At 42.9% G+C, this 19,199-nt stretch carries 19 protein-coding genes; 5 read left to right on the top strand and 14 right to left on the bottom strand.

Features of this window, described 5'->3' with window-relative positions:
• Positions 1-57 precede the first annotated feature (57 nt).
• Positions 58-399 (bottom strand): 4a-hydroxytetrahydrobiopterin dehydratase, encoded by a 342-nt coding sequence (locus tag F9817_RS07055; protein WP_161154249.1) that lies wholly within the window; start codon positions 397-399, stop codon positions 58-60.
• A gap of 16 nt (positions 400-415) precedes the next feature.
• The gene (phhA, locus tag F9817_RS07050; protein ID WP_161154269.1) at positions 416-1,198 is read right to left on the bottom strand and encodes a phenylalanine 4-monooxygenase; all 783 of its coding nucleotides are present in this window, start codon (positions 1,196-1,198) and stop codon (positions 416-418) included.
• Between the two features lie 191 nt (positions 1,199-1,389).
• On the opposite strand from phhA, the gene F9817_RS07045 reads away from it, so the two are divergent.
• Entirely contained in the window at positions 1,390-3,375 is a 1,986-nt protein-coding gene (locus F9817_RS07045; RefSeq protein ID WP_161154248.1) for an acetoacetate--CoA ligase, read from the top strand.
• Between the two features lie 247 nt (positions 3,376-3,622).
• Here the strand turns inward: F9817_RS07045 and F9817_RS07040 are convergent, their stop codons facing one another.
• From F9817_RS07040 to F9817_RS07005, 8 genes are all read right to left on the bottom strand, one after another.
• A complete protein-coding gene (locus F9817_RS07040; RefSeq protein WP_230389678.1) occupies positions 3,623-5,011 on the bottom strand; it encodes an ATP-binding protein in 1,389 nt (462 codons plus the stop codon).
• 19 nt (positions 5,012-5,030) lie between these two features.
• The gene (locus F9817_RS07035; RefSeq protein WP_161154246.1) at positions 5,031-5,687 is read right to left on the bottom strand and encodes a response regulator; all 657 of its coding nucleotides are present in this window, start codon (positions 5,685-5,687) and stop codon (positions 5,031-5,033) included.
• Complete coding sequence (locus F9817_RS07030; protein WP_161154245.1) at positions 5,687-6,325, bottom strand: tetratricopeptide repeat protein; 639 nt, start codon at positions 6,323-6,325, stop codon at positions 5,687-5,689. Before F9817_RS07030 ends, F9817_RS07035 begins: the two co-directional genes overlap by 1 nt.
• Before the next feature lie 11 nt (positions 6,326-6,336).
• Positions 6,337-7,146, bottom strand: coding sequence for an SDR family oxidoreductase (locus F9817_RS07025; protein WP_161154244.1), 810 nt, complete (start codon positions 7,144-7,146; stop codon positions 6,337-6,339).
• Between the two features lie 11 nt (positions 7,147-7,157).
• Positions 7,158-7,841: an iron-containing redox enzyme family protein gene (locus F9817_RS07020; protein WP_161154243.1), complete on the bottom strand. Its 684-nt coding sequence runs from the start codon at positions 7,839-7,841 to the stop codon at positions 7,158-7,160.
• Positions 7,842-7,870: 29 nt separating this feature from the next.
• Positions 7,871-9,331 (bottom strand): AMP-binding protein, encoded by a 1,461-nt coding sequence (locus F9817_RS07015; RefSeq protein WP_161154242.1) that lies wholly within the window; start codon positions 9,329-9,331, stop codon positions 7,871-7,873.
• Positions 9,328-9,945: a thermostable hemolysin gene (locus tag F9817_RS07010; protein ID WP_161154241.1), complete on the bottom strand. Its 618-nt coding sequence runs from the start codon at positions 9,943-9,945 to the stop codon at positions 9,328-9,330. Before F9817_RS07010 ends, F9817_RS07015 begins: the two co-directional genes overlap by 4 nt.
• A 211-nt stretch (positions 9,946-10,156) precedes the next feature.
• Positions 10,157-10,738 (bottom strand): class I SAM-dependent DNA methyltransferase, encoded by a 582-nt coding sequence (locus tag F9817_RS07005; RefSeq protein WP_161154240.1) that lies wholly within the window; start codon positions 10,736-10,738, stop codon positions 10,157-10,159.
• Positions 10,739-10,934: 196 nt separating this feature from the next.
• Between F9817_RS07005 and F9817_RS07000 the strand changes: the two genes are divergently transcribed.
• A complete protein-coding gene (locus F9817_RS07000) occupies positions 10,935-11,813 on the top strand; it encodes a LysR family transcriptional regulator (protein ID WP_161154239.1) in 879 nt (292 codons plus the stop codon).
• 185 nt (positions 11,814-11,998) lie between these two features.
• Positions 11,999-12,892 carry a cation diffusion facilitator family transporter gene (locus F9817_RS06995; RefSeq protein WP_161154238.1) on the top strand — a complete coding sequence of 298 codons (894 nt, stop codon included), beginning with the start codon at positions 11,999-12,001 and terminating at the stop codon, positions 12,890-12,892.
• A 33-nt stretch (positions 12,893-12,925) separates the two neighbouring features.
• On the opposite strand, the gene yddG is transcribed toward F9817_RS06995, so the two are convergent.
• The 4 genes from yddG to F9817_RS06975 all read right to left on the bottom strand — a co-directional run bounded on the left by yddG (position 12,926) and on the right by F9817_RS06975 (position 15,755).
• A complete protein-coding gene (gene yddG / locus F9817_RS06990; RefSeq protein ID WP_161154237.1) occupies positions 12,926-13,846 on the bottom strand; it encodes an aromatic amino acid DMT transporter YddG in 921 nt (306 codons plus the stop codon).
• An 83-nt stretch (positions 13,847-13,929) separates the two neighbouring features.
• Complete coding sequence (locus F9817_RS06985) at positions 13,930-14,499, bottom strand: sugar O-acetyltransferase (RefSeq protein ID WP_161154236.1); 570 nt, start codon at positions 14,497-14,499, stop codon at positions 13,930-13,932.
• A 237-nt stretch (positions 14,500-14,736) separates the two neighbouring features.
• Entirely contained in the window at positions 14,737-15,141 is a 405-nt protein-coding gene (locus tag F9817_RS06980) for an OsmC family protein (protein WP_161154235.1), read from the bottom strand.
• Between the two features lie 35 nt (positions 15,142-15,176).
• Positions 15,177-15,755 carry an exopolysaccharide biosynthesis protein gene (locus F9817_RS06975; RefSeq protein ID WP_329604855.1) on the bottom strand — a complete coding sequence of 193 codons (579 nt, stop codon included), beginning with the start codon at positions 15,753-15,755 and terminating at the stop codon, positions 15,177-15,179.
• A gap of 948 nt (positions 15,756-16,703) precedes the next feature.
• On the opposite strand from F9817_RS06975, the gene F9817_RS06970 reads away from it, so the two are divergent.
• Complete coding sequence (locus F9817_RS06970) at positions 16,704-17,177, top strand: dCMP deaminase family protein (protein WP_161154234.1); 474 nt, start codon at positions 16,704-16,706, stop codon at positions 17,175-17,177.
• Positions 17,178-17,347: 170 nt separating this feature from the next.
• Positions 17,348-19,177: a putative bifunctional diguanylate cyclase/phosphodiesterase gene (locus F9817_RS06965; RefSeq protein ID WP_237476196.1), complete on the top strand. Its 1,830-nt coding sequence runs from the start codon at positions 17,348-17,350 to the stop codon at positions 19,175-19,177.
• Positions 19,178-19,199: the final 22 nt, after the last annotated feature.

Raw genomic sequence — 19,199 nt, 5'->3', positions numbered from 1 at the left:
TACGGTTGGCTCTTTTTTTATGTATTGTGGAATAAAACATCATCGAACCACACTCGATTAGAGCTTATCTCTTAGAGCATCTGTCTTCGCCGCACAGATAAAATCATTGGTATGAAGCCCGTGTACCGAATGAGTCCACCAAGTCACAACCACTTTACCCCATTCAAGTAAAATCGCTGGATGATGATTTTGTTGATCCGCCAAACCGGCAACTTGATCGCAAAATCGCCATGCTTGCTTGTAGCCATTAAAGGTAAATATTTTTTCCAAGCACGGCTGCTCGTCGGTGTATGTGATTTGCCAACCATTAAGTTGGCTCAGATACTCTTGCTGCTCTTGTACCGATAAAGCGGTTTCTCCTTTGCCATAGCAAGGGACACATTTTAGTTCACTTAGCATTTTCACAGCGCTCCTTTTAGCAAACCTTTTTGGCAAACAGAGGCTTAAACAGACCAAGCGCCTCTGCTTGATTAATCGCAGTGACTAAATCAATGTCACTGAGTTGATAAAGTTGTGCGATAGAATCTAGGTAATAATAGACAGGTTGAACAATATCGATACGATACGGGGTGCGCAAAATATCTAATAAGTTAAATGATCGACGCACCGCCTCTGATGACTCCAAGCTGTATAAGGTCTCCTTCGGGGATGAAAGGATCCCACCGCCATAGATACGAAGCTCACCAGCCTCTTTAATCAAGCCAAATTCAACGGTAAACCAGTAAAGTCGGGCTAAAAATACCCGCTGTTTATCGTTCAGCTTTATCCCGGATTGACCACACCAATGAGTAAAATGGGCAAAATCTGGGTTAGTCAACATTGCGCAATGACCAAATACTTCATGAAAGAAGTCCGGCTCTTGTAAATAGTCGATTTCATCTCTGCGGCGCATAAAGGTAGCAATAGGGAATTGCTGATGCGCCAATAAACTGAAAAATCGTTTAAAGTCGATTAGCGCTGGAACCGGTGTGACGCTCCATCCAGTGGCTGACTTTAACACTCGATTGATATCTGCAAGTTGGGGCGGCATTGCACTGGATAATTGCAATAAATCCAACCCATCAAGATAGGCGGTACATGCGCGCTCGGGCAAGAGCTTACTCTGTCGTTCAATTAAATAACGCCAGACTGACACTTCTTCATGGGTCCAAGTCATCTTGCCATCGCTGTCTATGGGTTTGGAATGGTACGTCGTCATCATCCCTCTCCTATTTTTTAATGCTGTATAAAGCATAATCCGGCTACAACAATAGTGATAAATTAGTCAATAAATTATTTACTGCTTGGATGTAAACAAATAGTGACATTGCGCAATATGGCTGTTTGACTTTAACCCAATCACCATCAACACTTTATCCATACATTCAGTCGAGTAGGAAAATAACCAATATGTCAAAGGCTTCACCGATTTGGACACCGAGTCAGGACAGGGTCGAACAGTCACTCCTATACGATTTTATGCAGATGGTAAGTCAACGCGAGAACCGCTCCTTCTCCTCTTATGATGAGCTGTATCAGTGGTCAATAACAGAGAGCAAAAAGTTTTGGCTCTCACTGTGGGAATATTGCGACATTATCGGGAATCAGGGTGAATGTATAACCGGAGATAATATTGTTTCTGAGCGAGATTTTTTTCCCGCACTCGACACAACTTGGTTTCCTCAAGCAAGGCTCAATTACGCGGAAAACTGCCTCTCTTATGCTTTTAGATCGCCCGAAGGAACGGCGATATGGTTTCGTAATGAAGCGGGCCAAACTCAGACCTACACATGGCAAAACCTCGAAGATCAGATTTCAAAGATTCAACAATGGTTGCTCCAAAATGGTGTTAATGCAGGCGATGTAGTCGCGGGCTATTTACCTTATATACCTCAATCCGTTATCGCTATGCTTGCAACAGCGAGCTTAGGCGCGATTTGGACCTCAGTGTCTCCCGATCTTGGCGTTGAGGCTGTCACCGCCCGATTTGGTCAAGTTAACCCCAAGATACTATTTTGCTGCAATGGCTACACATTTAACGGAACCGTACATCATCTAGAAAAACACAATGCAGACATTGTTGCGGCGATTCCAAGTATTCAAAATGTATGTCAGATTGAATACTTACAACAACGAAATGCAAAGACCGACGAATTTAACGACAGTTTTTCTGATTGGCATGCCATCTTAAATCGATATAACGGCAAAGGATTAGAATATAATCGTGGTAATTTTAATGACCCATTATTTATTCTTTATTCATCCGGGACGACCGGAAAACCTAAGTGTATCGTCCATTCGATTGGCGGCACACTGTTAAACCATCTCAAAGAACATCAGTTACATTGTGATATTCATCCGGAAGACAAAATATTCTATTACACCAGTTGTGGCTGGATGATGTGGAATTGGCATGTATCAGCGCTAGCCAGTGGAGCCACTCTGGTTATTTTTGACGGTAGCCCTTTCTATCCTCAACCTCAAGCCTTATGGCAGATTGCAGAAGAAGTCGGCGTGTCACTATTCGGAACGTCGGCACGATACCTCTCCGAACTACAAAGAAAGCAGTTTTATCCTGCCGATTACTACTCGCTCAACGCGCTAAAAACCCTTTGTTCAACTGGTTCTCCACTCTATGATGAGCAATTTGATTTTGTCTATGAACACATAAAAGGCGATTTGTTGCTGTCTTCAATGTCTGGCGGAACCGATATCTGTGGTTGCTTTGTCATGGGTAATCCTATAGCGCCCGTTTACCGCGGAGAATGTCAGTGTATCGGGCTCGGTTTGGATGTCACCGCCTTCGATAATAATGGTACTCCCGTGATTCAAGAGCATGGCGAATTAGTGTGCCGAAATAGTTTTCCCAACCAACCCATTGGCTTTTGGCAAGATAAAGGCGAAGCCTATTATAACGCTTATTGGCAGCGATTTCCTGGGGTTTGGCACCATGGTGATGAAATCGAGTTAACCTCACAAAATGGGGTGATTTTCCATGGCCGCAGTGACACTATGATCAATCCTCGTGGAGTTCGAGTGGGAACCGCAGAGATTTATTGTGAATTAAGACAATTTGAAGAGCTTGTTGATGCTATCGCCGTAGGGAAAAAAGAGCAGCAGGATGAAGTTATCCTACTGTTTGTGCAGTTAGATCCACAATTTACGTTAACTAATCAACTCAAAACGAGAATTTGCGAGCAACTAAAGACAAACCGCTCCCCTTACCATGTACCACAACACATCATTGCCGTACCAGCAATCCCCAAAACACACTCAGGAAAATTGGTAGAAAAGGCAGTCAAACAAGCTATCGCGGGTACCGATATCGACAATCTCAGTGCCATCGCTAACCCAGAGGCGTTAACCGAACTAATGAAAGCGTATCAAGCGAATTAGAAAATAAAAAGAGACCGACAAATATCGGTCTCTTTTTGATTTTGTGTTATTTAATTTTATTTCTAATGTCAATTCGACTAATAGCGCATAATCGGACTGCTATAACGACCTAGCCTGGTTGTTAGTGACAAATTAGATAAACCACAACAATGGTTCCATCGACTTTGTTAAGGCCAGATTATAAATAATCTTCAATAATTACGCAATTAAATTAATTAAATACTCAATTTACGATTTGGAAATCAAGTTATAAATTGTGTTTCTTAAGTGTGATTTGAAAAGTATTCCCTTTCAAATCATGATCTAAAAGAGCAACATTGCCATGGTGTAATTTTGCGATATCTCGAGTGATTGACATCCCCAATCCTGCTCCGTCGCCACGTTCAGAATTTGCTCGGTAAAAATTATCAAATAACTTATCCCTAACCTCTTGCTCAATAGGTTTGCCTGAATCACTCACGTTCACAATGAAATGATCATCCGATTCAGTTAATACCACACTAATAGCGGTACGTTTTCCAGAGTAACGAATCGCGTTATCCAGTAAATTTAAAAACAGTACTCGTAACAAAGCCGGATCCCCCATAATAACGGCAGGGTTTGCGTCCAAAGAAAGTTCTTGATCTTGCTTTAGTGCCATAGGGGCGATTTCTGCTAAAACAGATTGCAGAAACTCCGCTAACTCAATTTTCACAAACTGTAGTGATTTGACACTTTCAACCCGAGCTAACATCAATAATTGCTGAATCAAACGGTCTGTACGATCAATGCCAGCAAGTATGTGATTGAGAGAAGTGGTCAACTGCTCTTTCGTTGGCGCGTCAAACGCATTTTCTGCATTCAGTCGTAAAATAGTTAATGGCGTTTTAAGTTCATGCGCAGCCATTCTGGTAAACCGCTTTTCACGTTGCCAAGCTTCGTCTAGTTCTCCCAGCAATGTATTCAATGCAGCCACCAGCGGGGTTAATTCCGTCGTCGGGTGCTGGACATAAATCTTGTCCAACTTATTAATATTACGCTGGCTTATTGCACTGCGCAGTTCGGTAATCGGTTTAAAATTACGCTCAATCAATAGAGCCATCACTATCCCCAAGCAGGGAATCAATATTAACTGTGGCAAGGCCGTCGATAAGGCCAATTCATTGATCATTTCGTGGCGAATAGAGAGTTTTTCGGCGGTCACTACATAGTCATCAGAGTCCGGCATACGCAGCTGAAAAAATCGCCAAGTTTTACCGATATGTGAAACATAACCATAGCCATAATAATCTGGATTATGGTTAATCGCCGTCATCGATGGTATTGAACTCCAGAGCATCTTACCGTCACGGTAATATTGAATGAGAATATTTCGTTCATAAGGATGACCATAATCGGTAGGACCTTCACCGCCTTGTGAATCGGCTTGTTGGCTAAGTTGAGCCATCCAGTTTGATAACTGTTTTTTAGCCACTTTGTCATCCAAATTGTTGATCACGCTAGGTACGCTTAACAAAGCCATTTTCGCCGATTGCCCGAGACGAGCATCATAGACTTCACGAATTTCATGTCTTGATTCGAAGTAACTGAAGATAAGCGAAATTAAAATTAAGCACGTAGATAAAAGCACGACTGACCAAGTCAGGCGTTTTTTCATTGAAAAGACTTTATGCGCGTTATTTTTCAATGATATACCCTACTCCACGAATATTTTTGATGATATCTAGCGGCATTTTCTTGCGCAGATTATGAATATGAACTTCGATGGCATTATCACTGCCACCATCATCCCAGCCATGTAAGGCTTGTTGTAATTGATCTTTACTTAGCACTCTACCTGCAGAAGTCATGAGTGTCGCGAGCAACTTAAATTCTTTGTTGGTCAGTTTGAGCTTTTCGCCTTGAAATATCGCCGACTGCGTCGCTAACGACAGGGAAAATTCGCCGATAGACAACACCTCTTCACAATAGCCATTTTGCCGCCTGATCAATACACGCAAACGTGCTAATAATTCATCTAAGATAAAAGGCTTAACAAGGTAATCATCTGCACCGCCATCAAGCCCTTTCACTCGGTCTTGAATATCGTCACGCGCCGTCAGGATCAATACAGGAACGGTAAAACCTGCCTGTCTAACGCGACGTAGCACTTCAAGCCCATCGATATCGGGCAAAGTAAGATCCAGTACGATGATGGCAAATTGTTCCGTTTTGAGTGCAACGTCAACGCCACTTCCGCGTTCAAGCCAATCAACAGTGTAGCCATGACGGCGCAATGTTTCCGCCATGGATTCCCCTAATAACACATCATCTTCGACCAATAGTAATCGCATTACGACTTCAGTTCTCCCAATTTGGCGGCGATTTCAACTCTTCGTCCAGCATCAGCGACAGGACGATTAGGTCGTGGCGCCGCTTTTTGCGCTTTTTTCAGATACTGTATCGCTTCCTTGTCGCGGCCTTCCTCTGCCAAAAAGTCGCCATAAAAGTAATTAGGATCAATACCATTAGGATTGATTTCTAATGCTTTTAATAACATAGTTTCAGCCATGTCGTCATCACCAAATCCAACAGGCCATCCCGGTACTTTATAATATAGTGAACCTAAGCTGGTATACGCCGATCCGTCTAACGTATTTGGCGCCTCTTTAATTACTTCTTCAAGTAACACTTTGGCCTTTTTCACCAAAGAAAGTGCGCCTAGACCACCTTTTGCCCCCGCTAAAGAGGATTCACTGATCGCCAACCATACTTTCAATTCGTGCCGTTTAGGATCAGCATCCAACGCTTTTTGATTACGAGCGATTAAATTCTCAAAACAATAAATTTGATTATCTTTATCTTCAACTTGATACTGGCATTTCGCCCATTTATGTTGAATGGTGTCTAATGGGTCGGCGCCATTTGCCCATACACCGGCAGATAAAACGCCCCCTAATACGGCCAGTAGCCAATAACGATATTTGCTCATGCTGCCCCCAATTACACGTGTTTTTTTCGATTTGAAATGAATTGATGAATAGTGGCTTGCTGTTTACGGATCGATTTCGACACCACATTAGGTACAAGTTGATTGATACGGACGAAGAGCTTTTCTGGCCACCCTATCCAAAGTGATGCAATTTCGTCTTCTATCACTTTAACCACGTGTTTAGCCACGACATCAACGCTATCACTATGATTACCCAAGGCGCGGTTCATCTCCTGCACCGCATCATTATTTAAACGAGTATCTGTGGTTCTTGGCGCGAGGAACAACACTCGTATTCCAGAGCCATCGAGTTCACGGTCAAGCGCTTCACTAAACCGTTGCACACCGGATTTCGCCGCGCAATACGTGCTGTAGCCAGGATAGCCAATGGCTCCGAGCGTTGAACCGATATTTAAAATAATACCCGGTCGATTAATCCAACTTAACATTCCCTGAGTTAACAATATGGGGGCATTAAGATTAAGCGCTATCTCATGTTCAACCGAACTAGGACTGCGTTGCGATAGCAGCGAGAACTGGTTTGTTCCTGCGTTATTAATCACGACATCGATACCATGATCATCAAGACCATAGCGCAGAAAATGCAGTAAATTTTCCCGCTGTTCACCGTCGGTGACATCAGCAGCACATACTGCATGACTTTCAGGACGTTTAAGTGACTCTCGCAACGTTTCTAACGCTTGTTGATGACGAGCCACTAACACCAAGTTTGCGCCTCGTTGCTCTAATAATTGGGCCACTGCCTGGCCAATTCCTCCAGTTGCTCCTGTAAGAACGACCGTTTTGTTTTGTAAGTCCATGACCGGTACTCCTAAGCCACTTTCAACAAAGAACGTTCAGTTAAACCACGTAACATCTGACCATATAAAGCAAATATCATGTTGGCACTATCAATAATAGCTTGCTGGTCATCAGGTGATTCGATCTTATTCATCAGTTTTTCAAAAAATTGAATATGGTCTTGATCAAGTACACTATGGGAATTTAAATAGCTCATTGCTTTATCGGGTAGCGCCAGTGTGTGCTTGATAAGTGCTGCCATATCACCGCCAACACTCACACTGGTTCCTTCTAACACCCAAACCATACCAAATAATGCCAGTGGATTAGCCCGGTCTATCTGGTGATAGAGGTAAGCAACCATCAATTCTATGGCTTGGCTCGCCTTCCCTTCACCCATACTCTTGCGCACTAGATCAGCATCAGCACCACAAGCGGTAATATCATTTAAGATCCACTCTTGATGCCCCATTTCTTCTTCGATGTATTCGCCAATTGCGCTCCTTAACCATTCATAATCCGCCGTTAGACGCCCACCACACGCCATTAATAGCGGAACAGTATGTTTTACGTGATGATAGGCTTGGGTGAGAAAAGCGACATACTGCTCATGGCTGACTTGTCCTTGAGCACACTGCGTAAATATCGGAGCTTGCAACATCACTTGCTGTGCGGTTTTAGTCTCTTGTTGTAAACGTTTAAAAAACTCAGTCATGGTTATCTCCTCAATCGGCAAAAGCCAACTCATAATGGATAAGAACGAGCCATACCAGTGTGCTCGTTGGTGTTTATCCATTGACTAATTTGGTGACGTAATGGTTTACCATTGGGGGTAAAACACGTTTGTAGCATCTCACTATCAGTTTCAACCAAATAGATTTTGTCTAAGCGCGCATAATCGGGTAATACGCTGTTTAATTGTTGCGCAGCTAACATAGCCGGTTCGGGCTGTTGGCTAATCACCACCGCACTTAACTGCAATTCACCATCGCCAATCACGATCATACGGTGCAGCTCAGGGTATATTTGCGCTTCAACTTCAATCCATTCCGGTGACACGTTGCGCCCAAAAGCAGTGATAAGCTGATGTTTTCTGCGCCCAGTGACGGTTAGAAAACCTTGTTGATCGACAGTGCCAATATCACCGGTTGCAAGCCATTCATCAGTAAAAGGTTCCCCGATATAGCCAAGTGCAACATTTCCTTTGACTAAAATGTCGCTGTCATCGGTCAGCTTAATCGTTAGGTGTGGTAACACTTTGCCTGCCGAACCGGGCTGGTGAGCGAGCGGAGTATTTAAACTGACGACAGATGCACATTCAGATAGTCCATACCCTTCAAAAACAGGCAGTGACTTTTGGTGAGCCCGTTGTATCAACTCGGCAGAAACTCTCGCCCCACCTACCGCAACAAAACGCAGCGATAGTGCGATAGCTGGTACAGAATCGACCAATTGAATTAACGCCATCAATAACGCTGGAGTCGTCACTAAACTAGCGGGTTGATAACGAATAAGCGCATGAATGAATTGCTGAGGATCAAACTGGCTTGAGCCGCTTAGTCCAATCGATTCGCCAGATAACACAATGGAACGTTTACCCAACAAAATAGGCACATAAACTGCTGTGACATTTTCAAGCAAAGCTGCCAAAGGAATTAAAGAAAGATGCGAGCTATCTCCTTGCAAAGCCGTTTTAACCTGTACCGCTAATGAATCACTGACGCTCTCAAGGTTTTGCTCACTTAAACACACACCTTTCGGGTGACCCGTCGAACCAGATGTAAACGTGACTTTGATGGTGCCAGGCAATAATTCAGCGGGTTGATAGTCACCCAATGCTCGGCAAACGTTAAAACCGGCGATGGTCTCATTAGTCACCGTGGCTATCTCTGCAGCCCACTCTCCAAATAGCAGATCTGCCCCACAACTTTGCAACGTGTGCTCAACTTGCTGATCAGTAAAAAATGGCGCAACAGGGACGAATGGAATCTGCGCCAACATAGCTGCCAAATCCAGTACCGCCCACTGAACGCTATTTTCAGCGCGCAGTGCGATACAGCGAGGGGAAAGAGCGCTAAGTTGCTGCGCCACTGACTGTACCTGCTGCCAACATTGTTGGTACGTTAGCGTTTCGCTTCCTGCAAAAGCAATATCGTCTGGCTGCATCGCAGCACGCGTTGCCAAACACTGCAAAATTCGATTCATAACGCCAACCCCACTTTATGCCCCCCAGAATCGAGTACATTTTCTAAATGAGCTAAGGATGCAACCAAATCACCCGCCATAATTCTTGGTTGATTTTGATAGTATGACCCCCAGATTTGCGTCGCATTAGCAATGCGGTCGGCATCGGCCTCAACTATAACAACAGGCGCTAAGCCTAAACGGCGCATCATGGCAAATAGAGGATCCGTGGCGGTAAAAATACACCATCGATAACCTTGTTCGACCAGATACCGGGTCATCACGAGAAAATGATAAGGTGACATGCCTTTTGAAAACGCCGCTAATTGTCCAAACTCAATAAGTTCAGAGCGACATACGCTGCAACCGAGATATTGCTTTGCCATTTCTTCAGCGCAGTGATCTAAATACTGTTCCAAAAACAGGGGTTCTTGTTCAGCGCTACGATACCCGCATACGGATAAAATCGTTGTTCCTCTCATCAAAACTAAGAACACAGGCATAAATTGTTCGAGACGAGCGTCGAATGCGAGTTGGTAACGTTGCTTCACATACATTTCAACCTGTGAACGCATTGGGTGATGCTGACCGACAGCCAATAAATCAATCGATAAATTATCGTGAGAAAAGCTCATTGCATGTCTCCCTCGGAGTGATGCAATGAGAATAGAAAGGCTAACTTAAGAACACCTTAAGGATTATTAATTAACCCTATTAAGAGGTTAAAAAGAAGTGAAGTTAGGATTTCTTATCATCAGATAGATAAGAAAAATGCAGCACTGAGTGCTGCATTTTAAACTGGGTAGGATCTGAATATGCTTGATGATTTAACGGCCGAGAGGCCTGCTATTTTTTACCGACACCCATAATAACAGGCGCTAAACCTTGCGGTGTCTGTATTTTAAAGACTGTTTTAGTCACCACGTCACTGAATCCAACACGATTCAAGGCAGAAGCCACGTCTTTTTCGCTTAATCCAAACTCAGGATCATGATCATCTACCTGCCAATCCCAATGCACAAACAGGCCACCTTCATCCAATAAGCTATAGATAATATCGACGGCCTGCTCATAATCAGCTAGGAAACCACATACATTAGAAGCAACCACAACATCAAATTGCTTACGAAACGCTGGATGTTGAGCGACAAGACCACGCGTTAAAGCATCAACAACGGGTTCAACGTTAAATAACTCTTTTTTATCCAACTCTTCTATCATGGCCTCAGAGCTATCTAACGCCACAACATCCCTAGCATCAATTGCAATTAATTGGGTCAAAAGACCGGTTCCACACCCGAAGTCAAGCACATGCTTACCTTCAAGTGGCGTTAATTTCTGTAATTCTGCAAAAACCTCATGCGCAAAAGCAGTGGTCGAGTCGTCTTTTTCCCAATCTGCCGCGTATTCATCCCAGTTCTGCGCCATCGTGGCCTCCGTCTTACTTAATCTTATTCAGACAATACTGCCAAGAGTAAACCAAAATTGAAGAAAGTTCACCGAGTTAGCACGGATTCTTGAACTCAGGAGGATAATTTCAGTTTAATTGACGATAAATACATCAAATAGTCTTCTTTACGAAAATTGTTTATGATTTGAAGGTGTTCCATTAAATGGTTAATCCATGAATTTATCGCAAATTGAAGCGTTCTGCACTGTAGCAGACGTTGGCTCAGTCACTACTGCCGCATCTCAACTTGAGTGCAACCGGACTAAAATTAGTATGGCACTTAAAGCGCTCGAAAAAGAGCTGGGGGTTGCTTTATTTAATCGTACCGGCAATCAACTTTCTTTATCAGAAGCTGGCAAAGCAATTTATAAAGATTGTGAAAACATCATGCTGACGGCGAGAAGAATTAAATACACCTGCAGTGAAGTCTCCGGTGAATTTGCGGCAGAAATGTGGATTGCCCGCGACGATTCTCTGCCCGATACACTTTGGCAAGAATTAGCCCATCAGTTGAATAACTTATTTCCTAATACTTCCTTTAATTTGGTGTTAGCTTCGAGCGGTGATCTCGCCAACCTCGTTGCGACCCAACAAGTCGATTTTGCGTTTGGTGTTGACTACGAGCGTCTTGACGACCCTCGCATGATATATCAACCACTTGGGAAAATTCGCATGATGTCGGTATGTCGTTCATCGCACCCTCTGGCGAAATCAAAACGAGTAACAGAAGAAGAATTACGTAATGCCAAACAAGCCGTCATGGTGTACCTCACTGAAAAAGACAACCCAAGTCTTGAACCCTTTTCACGTCGTTATATCGGGTTCTCCAGTTTCGAGTATATTCTGAATACCATCTTGACTGACAATGCATGGGGCGTATTACCAGAACCTCTGATTCGTAAGCACCTACGTGAACAAAATTTGACAGTGATAAAACACACGTATGGGCTTACTCAAGAGGACTATTGTATGTTTAGCCCAGCAGGCAGCACCGAGTCTGCGGCCATGTCATGGCTCTCTGACAAGCTCAATGACTTTCTGTTCGACTTCTAACTACCTCTTTTGGCCAGGTTCGCTGAGCGTCAACTATTTTGACGCTTAAATCTTCACTTAAGTGAATGATTTAACAACGATATCTTAGTTTAGTGAATTTAACTCATTGGAATTCGGTTAAATTTGGATTGTATATTTTCCGCAAAAGGCCAGAATTAGCGTCAAGTTTCTAATAGGTCTTTATCATGTGTACTCAAACCACTCTCAATGAAAAACGCGTTTTAACGCTCTCTGCCTTAGTATCATCTGTATTTGCAGGTGGTGGGCTAGTGATTGGGTTACTGGTCGGGTCGCTGGTTATTGCATTCGACGGCGTCTATTCATCGGTCAGTATGTTGTTAACACTGCTCTCGTTAGCAGTCGCCAAATATTTAGAAAAGCCGCAAGATACTCGATTCCCTTTTGGCCGTGCTCTGTTTGAGCCGCTGGTAATTACTTTTAAAGGGTTAGTGATATTAATGGTGGTCGCTTATTCACTGTATTCAGCGGTTATCGATTTACTGGCTGGCGGTCATGCCATTGACACCTCAATTGCGACCCTGTTTGGCCTGATTAACGTGGTTGGTTGTGGCATTACTTGGTATACCATTGCTCGAATGAACCGCAAATACCCTTCAGGGTTGATCGGTGCGGAAATCAAACAGTGGCAAATGGATACCTTGCTCAGTGTGGTTATTACTGTCGCATTCATCATTGCTTGGGTCATGACATTAACACCACTTGCACCTTACGCGGTGTATGTTGACCCAATGTTGATGTTACTGATGTCGTTCTATTTTATAAAAGTGCCCGTGATGATGATCAAATCGGCTACCCGTGAAATGCTGTTGATGGCGCCAGATAAAGAGATTTGTCAGCGTGTTGATCAAGGTATCTTAGCGGCTAACGAAATGTCGACTCAAGAACTTGAATTAGCTGCGGTGACTAAAATTGGTCGCGAGTTGTGGGTTGATATCGATATTATCGCCGATAAAAACGACCAGATAGACATGCAAGACATCGAAGCAACACGTCAAACACTTGAGCAGCGACTGTCTAAATTACCATTCGAGTTGCAGTTAACACTCAATGTTGCATAACAAGATCGAAGAGCGAGGCGAAGACCTCGCTTTTTATTTTTCAATCAATTCCAATCTGCTACGACTTTCTACCGGTTCACGTGTTGCCCACCAACAGACTAATGACCCAATACTGACCATCATAACCCCTTGCCAAAACGCTAGGCCCAATACAATACCTAAGATGATGGATGAAAACAGCGCCGCAAATACCGGGGTAAAATAAGAGAGTGTGGCTAACAACATCATGTTTCCTCGCAAAATAGCAAGGTTCCATAGACCATACCCTCCCCCCATTACCGCACCGGTGATCATTAAATAAATCAAAGCATTAACGGATAAGTGTAATGACGCTTCGTCACTCAATCCGTACTGTATCCACAACACAGCTGCCGTTAGAGCACAAAACAAGGTAATTCCATTTTCACCATCAGAAATCTTTTGTGTCACTGTGCAGTACACCGCCCAGATGATCGCACCTGAAAACGCTAAACAATAAGTGAATGGATTGGTGGCGACATGGTGGCGAATTAACGCATAAGAAAGGGATTGACCATTGGTAATACACCAAACGACACCCGTAAAGGCAACCAGTACCCCGGGGAGTAACCAGAACTTCACTGGTTTGTGAGACGTGACCACGGTAAGAAGTACAGTTAATGCTGGCCATAAATAGTTAATGACCGTCATATCCATAACCTGATAACGATCATTCGCCATACCAATCGCCATTGATAAGCAGACTTCGTAAGCAGCAAATGCAACACCGGCCAAAAATAAGTAACGACAAGAAGCAACCGTGAATTTAGGCAGTCCAACAACAAAGAGCAAACATAGCGTTGAGACGGTATAAATCATAGCAGCGCCACCCAGCGGAGAAAGTAATTCCGTCACCGTGCGCATTAAGCCAATTGAGCTCGCCCACAGTAAAATGGCAGCAACACCAAACAAGGTGTACTTATGGTGATTCCACATAAAATGTTCGTCTAGATTTTAAATAAAGTGACACTGTAGCAAGATTCATTCTGTGCTATCGATAGATGACCCCAAGAGATAAATTACATTGTGATTCCATTCGTTTCTTTTAATGACTTAATTAATTTAGCGGGCGTTCCACCATATAAACTGTCGGCAGGTACATCATCAGTCACCACGGAATTAGCAGCAATCACAGAACGTGCGCCAATCGTTACCCCTTGCGTGATCACAACGTTCCCCCCGATCCAAACATCATCTTCAATCGTAATCGGCGAACAGACCACTTCCCAGTGACGACGTTGGCGGTAATCTAAGGAATGACTAGGGGTATAAAATTGCGTGTTAGGCCCGACTAAAACGTTATTTCCAATAGTGACTTTCGCCCCATCAAGCATAGTGACGTTCATATTCAAAAATGTGTGGTCACCGATAAATATCGTTTTACCAAATTCACAGTGAAATGGCAGTTGAACCATACTCCCCTCACCTAGGGCGCCAAACATCTGTTGTTGGAGGAAAAAGCGTTTTTTAGTATCGACACATTGATTGATCTGCAATTTTAATGAGGCCGTAGCAATACGTAGCTGTTCTAATTCGTTTGATGTGCCATCGACTTCTTGTCCTAACAGCATATTATCGAGGTCGCTCATTCTTTGTTCCTTATTTTATAACCATATTGATACTCAACTGACCTAAAGGTATTTGGGTATATGAGAACAGCTTAAACAACAAACTGTTAATTTACATAGTGATAAATCACATAATCCAGACAGTTTGCTGGTATCACTTGTTCGACTAAATAAAAAGCCAGATACTGTTGGGCATCTGGCTTGAAGCTATCACTCTTGCTAAGCGCTTCATCAATACGAACCGCTAAACAGCAATGATTAGTCAGCGATAATTTCGTAGCTGTGAGTCATTTCCACACCTTTACCTAGCATTAAACACACTGAACAATATTTGTCTAAAGAATCTGCCGTTACTTTGGCAACAATATCAGTATCAAGGTCAACGCCAGCAACTTCGAAATGAATATTCATTTTAGTAAACAACTTAGGAGCAGTATCACGACGCTCTGCACTCACACGTGCATTACACGATGTCACTTTCTGATTGGCGCTTTTTAATCCGTCCACTACATCGACAGAGCTGCAGCCACCAGCGGCCATCATTACCATTTCCATTGGGCTTGGTGCTGTTGCACCACCACTGCCATCCATCACAACAGAATGACCAGAATTTGATTGGCCGAGAAATTTAAAACCCTCAACCCATTTAACTTGAGCTTCCATGATCCCACTCTTTTATCTTATGAAAAACTACGTCGCTATATTACCAGCAACACTGAGGCAAAGGCTACACGCACTAGGAGATAACCAATCCATACGGCAACTAAACCAAGAAAGCCCCCAACTAAAATACAAATACCATCACGTTCAATAATACCCAGCGATAAACAGATGATGGCAAAGTTAGGTGCAAAGTTGACAAAGGGCAACGGTAATAAGGAGACAAAGGCGAGTACACAGATCATGATGCCAATCACTCGACGCACCATCAAAGTCGATAAAATGTCCCAGCGAGGTTTGACGTAATACTCCAATTTTTGCAGCCACGGTTGCAACTCTTGGATGAAATGTAACAACTTACCACAGTCAAGATTTCGCTTACGTGCAAATGCTGGCAGACGTGGAGCGTGAAAACCGATCGCCATTTGCACGCCCAAAAGAAAAACCGCAAAGCCAGCCAAAAATGAAATACCTGGAATCAACCCAACTAAACTAAGCATAATCAACAGTGCGCCGTAAGAACGGCGTTTTAGCAGTTCAAGTAAAGCTCCAATCGAAATTTGCGGTTCGGGATGTTCTTTAAGAATACGTAACAAAAAGACGGATGTTTTTTCCACACTACCACCGGTAAGAATAAAAAGATCTCTCGTCAGACGAAAGATGAATGCACGCACATTAGCAAGAGTTATTACCCTTTGGCAATACTGGATAACGTAAAGAATTAGCGAACATACTCTGCATCAGAATTTGATAAATCGACAGAACCTATCATTCAAACTACAATCATTGATAAGACAACACGCGCTCATATAAGAAAACCCCACTAGGCTCATGCCTAGTGGGGTCAGTTCTTACTTGCAGCAATCCAGCTACGATAGGTGCTCCCTGCATCTAATCCCTGATAGTTTGCTGTATCCTTCAGCGCAATCCATTTCATCGCCATCCTAGCGGTGTCCATGTCTCTGTCTTCCTGACAGACGCACTTTCTTCCATAAAAGTTTTACAACGTTAATTGATTTCAACCATCCTAGCTGAGCTCATGTTGTAATTTGCTATCCATGCCGACTTTTCATCCTGAAACGCCGTATCTTCGTCCTGAAGATGACCAATCCTTGGGTCTTTCCTGTTCCTTATCAGCGTCCTGCCGATGAGTTAAATTTACTCTTTTGCAGATTTTCGGCAACGTCGATATTTTATTTTTTTATTGCACCAAAATAGTTTTCTCTCAAATTCGTATTATAAACATCAAGTTAAGGAAGATAGCGCAAATCGACTAGCCATAAATAGTTAGATATCCCACGAACCTTGTGAGAGATCTCTTACAACTGTAATGGCCGTTTGACCATTATTCCCTATTGCAGTGCAAGAATGGATCAACAATGTGCGAAAATATCGGGCAAAACCTTGAAAATTTCTAGTTTTTATCCATATATACAGGTATACAACCCATAGTGGCTACTTACCCTGCAATACGTTAGGTGAGAGTTCACGTCTCTATTGACAACAGTGATAAGATATAGAGTAACCACCTTCTCGATTATCCGATTTACGTAAGGAACCTGATAATGATTTCAAAATGGGCTAAGCGATTCTCCCAAATGGCGGAACTGGTAGCGTCATGGAGCAAAGATCCATCAACGCAAGTTGGTGCCGTCATCACTAAACAAAACCGCATTGTATCGGTTGGGTTCAACGGCTACCCCCATGGCATCTCCGACAGTGCGGCGACGGATGAACGTGATATGAAGTATTTAAAAACGTTACATGCGGAAGAAAATGCGATTCTGTTTGCCAAGCGAGACCTTGACGGCTGTGAAATGTACGTCACCCACTTCCCTTGTCCTAACTGTGCGGCAAAGATCATTCAAACTGGCATGTCTGCAGTGCATTGCCCGGAACAAACCGAAGAGTATTTATCTCGTTGGGGAGAAAAAATTAAAGTAAGCCAGGAGATGTTTTTACAAGCCGGAGTTAAAGTAAACTGGTTACCTCGCGACGAGTTAGAATCGATCACTACTATCGAACCTATGACTGAGTAATATCAGTATTAAACATTGAGTGTCTTATCACTGAGACGCACTGATAAAAATTGTCAGAATATGCATAAGGTTTCGTCAGTTGTGCTGGTGTAAGCTCAACAACTGCCACTAGACTTGTTACAGTGCTCAGGCAGAAATCACTCTGCCTGCTCTTGCTAACAGGAAACGCAATGCCGATGCCATTTAAACCGACACAGCCCAAACAAAATGTATCGTTAAATTATGCGTTTACTGTTTTTTTCCTAATCGCACTGTCCTTAACAACCCATACATTGATTAGTCATATGCAGTTGTCTAATCACTTTCTTTTATCGCATATTTTTATTCTCTATCCCCTGTTTATGTTGGGAATCTTTTCTAGTACCAACGGTAAGATTAAACACTTATGTGTCGCGGCATCGCTATGTTTGTTAATTTTAGGCTGTCTCGATGATAGACAGCACAACGTCATACCTTCCGATGTTATATTACTTGCCCCTCTCTGTTATTTAGTGCTCTATCCTGGCTCGCTCTGGCCTATGGCCGTTGCTGGACTGCTTGTGTTATTTTTTATACCGACCGATCCCCTGCACATACAGGGTGATTTTATTGGCAATACGTTTGAGTTAATGACGATCAGTATTTTTGCTACGGTCAGTTTGTACTATCGGTTGCGTTTGAAAACTCAAATGGAACGGTTTCGTATAGAAAGTTTAACTGACTTTCTTACCGGTATAGGCAATCGCAAAGCGTTTAACGAAACATTACAAGAGATACGAACTCAGCCTCTCAATAAGCATCACTATTTTTCGCTACTTATTATTGACTTAGATAATTTCAAACGCATTAACGATACCTTAGGTCACCAAGTGGGTGATCAATTATTAAAGGAGATTTCCTTAAGAATTGATCACGTGTGCCAGCAACATTTACAGTACTCATCTGTATTTCGTCTAAGTGGCGATCAATACGCAGTGATCATTCAAGATAATGATATTCAGGTAGCCAGTGAACACTTAGCGCAGTTAATTGTTTCAAGTTGCACCGCAGAGTGTACGTTGGAACATAACTGTTACTTTACGACCATGAGCATAGGTATTGCGCTGATGCGCGATGCGGAACACAGCGTCAGTTTTTGGCACCGTAATGCCAACATTGCAATGTATCGAGCAAAACTGAACGGTAAAAATCGTATTCAATGGTATGACGACGATTTAAATAATGAAATGAAACGCCATTATAAAATTGAACGCGAACTGTCTTTCGCTTTAGAAAAGAACGAACTTTCACTTTATTATCAACCTAAAGTGAGTGTTGAAACCAACCAGATTCATCATGCTGAAGCGCTAATTCGCTGGCTACATCCAGAACTAGGAACGATAGCACCTGACGAGTTTGTTAGTGTTGCCGAGAAAAGCCAACAAATCATTCCGATTGGTCGTTGGGTCATTGAACAAGCCTGCCAGCAAGCTAAATATTGGCACGATCATAATCAACCTATCTGCGTTGCAGTTAATGTATCGACTATTCAATTCGTTTATGACGATATCTACCGTATCGTGACAGAGTTGTTGAGCAAATATCAATTGCCAGCCGAGTTGTTACAGTTAGAAATCACCGAGACAACGTTGATGACCGAACTGCAAAGTATTACTCATACTTGTCACCGACTACGTAAACTTGGTATTAAAATCGCGATTGATGATTTTGGAACCGTCTATTCCTCACTCAATTACTTACGCGAATTACCTGTCGATTCAATCAAAATTGATAAGTCTTTTATTGATGAAAGTTTGCATAATGAAGAGAGCCAAATGATTGTGCGCACGATTATCCAACTGGGTCATAATCTGGGTAAAGTGGTTATCGCTGAAGGCATTAATAATGAGGAACAATTAGCGATATTACGCAGCGAACAATGCGATTTGTATCAAGGCTATTTATGTGCCAAACCTTTGCCCGCGGATGAGTTTATCCACTTAGTCGCAACCAATAATCACTCAGAAATGCACGTATCGTAATGTTCAGTTGTCAACGAACTAC

Source organism: Vibrio eleionomae (genome assembly GCF_009874545.1).
In the GTDB taxonomy this organism is placed as follows: Bacteria; Pseudomonadota; Gammaproteobacteria; order Enterobacterales; family Vibrionaceae; genus Vibrio; species Vibrio nitrifigilis.
This window is presented reverse-complemented; position numbering and strand designations above follow the sequence as displayed.

Coding starts and splice junctions, on each gene's coding strand:
- F9817_RS07055 (WP_161154249.1), bottom strand. CDS start 399: ATGCTAAGTGAACTAAAATGTGTCCCTTGCTATGGCAAAGGAGAAACC.
- phhA (WP_161154269.1), bottom strand. CDS start 1,198: ATGACGACGTACCATTCCAAACCCATAGACAGCGATGGCAAGATGACT.
- F9817_RS07045 (WP_161154248.1), top strand. CDS start 1,390: ATGTCAAAGGCTTCACCGATTTGGACACCGAGTCAGGACAGGGTCGAA.
- F9817_RS07040 (WP_230389678.1), bottom strand. CDS start 5,011: ATGAAAAAACGCCTGACTTGGTCAGTCGTGCTTTTATCTACGTGCTTA.
- F9817_RS07035 (WP_161154246.1), bottom strand. CDS start 5,687: ATGCGATTACTATTGGTCGAAGATGATGTGTTATTAGGGGAATCCATG.
- F9817_RS07030 (WP_161154245.1), bottom strand. CDS start 6,325: ATGAGCAAATATCGTTATTGGCTACTGGCCGTATTAGGGGGCGTTTTA.
- F9817_RS07025 (WP_161154244.1), bottom strand. CDS start 7,146: ATGGACTTACAAAACAAAACGGTCGTTCTTACAGGAGCAACTGGAGGA.
- F9817_RS07020 (WP_161154243.1), bottom strand. CDS start 7,841: ATGACTGAGTTTTTTAAACGTTTACAACAAGAGACTAAAACCGCACAG.
- F9817_RS07015 (WP_161154242.1), bottom strand. CDS start 9,331: ATGAATCGAATTTTGCAGTGTTTGGCAACGCGTGCTGCGATGCAGCCA.
- F9817_RS07010 (WP_161154241.1), bottom strand. CDS start 9,945: ATGAGCTTTTCTCACGATAATTTATCGATTGATTTATTGGCTGTCGGT.
- F9817_RS07005 (WP_161154240.1), bottom strand. CDS start 10,738: ATGGCGCAGAACTGGGATGAATACGCGGCAGATTGGGAAAAAGACGAC.
- F9817_RS07000 (WP_161154239.1), top strand. CDS start 10,935: ATGAATTTATCGCAAATTGAAGCGTTCTGCACTGTAGCAGACGTTGGC.
- F9817_RS06995 (WP_161154238.1), top strand. CDS start 11,999: ATGTGTACTCAAACCACTCTCAATGAAAAACGCGTTTTAACGCTCTCT.
- yddG (WP_161154237.1), bottom strand. CDS start 13,846: ATGTGGAATCACCATAAGTACACCTTGTTTGGTGTTGCTGCCATTTTA.
- F9817_RS06985 (WP_161154236.1), bottom strand. CDS start 14,499: ATGAGCGACCTCGATAATATGCTGTTAGGACAAGAAGTCGATGGCACA.
- F9817_RS06980 (WP_161154235.1), bottom strand. CDS start 15,141: ATGGAAGCTCAAGTTAAATGGGTTGAGGGTTTTAAATTTCTCGGCCAA.
- F9817_RS06970 (WP_161154234.1), top strand. CDS start 16,704: ATGATTTCAAAATGGGCTAAGCGATTCTCCCAAATGGCGGAACTGGTA.
- F9817_RS06965 (WP_237476196.1), top strand. CDS start 17,348: ATGCCGATGCCATTTAAACCGACACAGCCCAAACAAAATGTATCGTTA.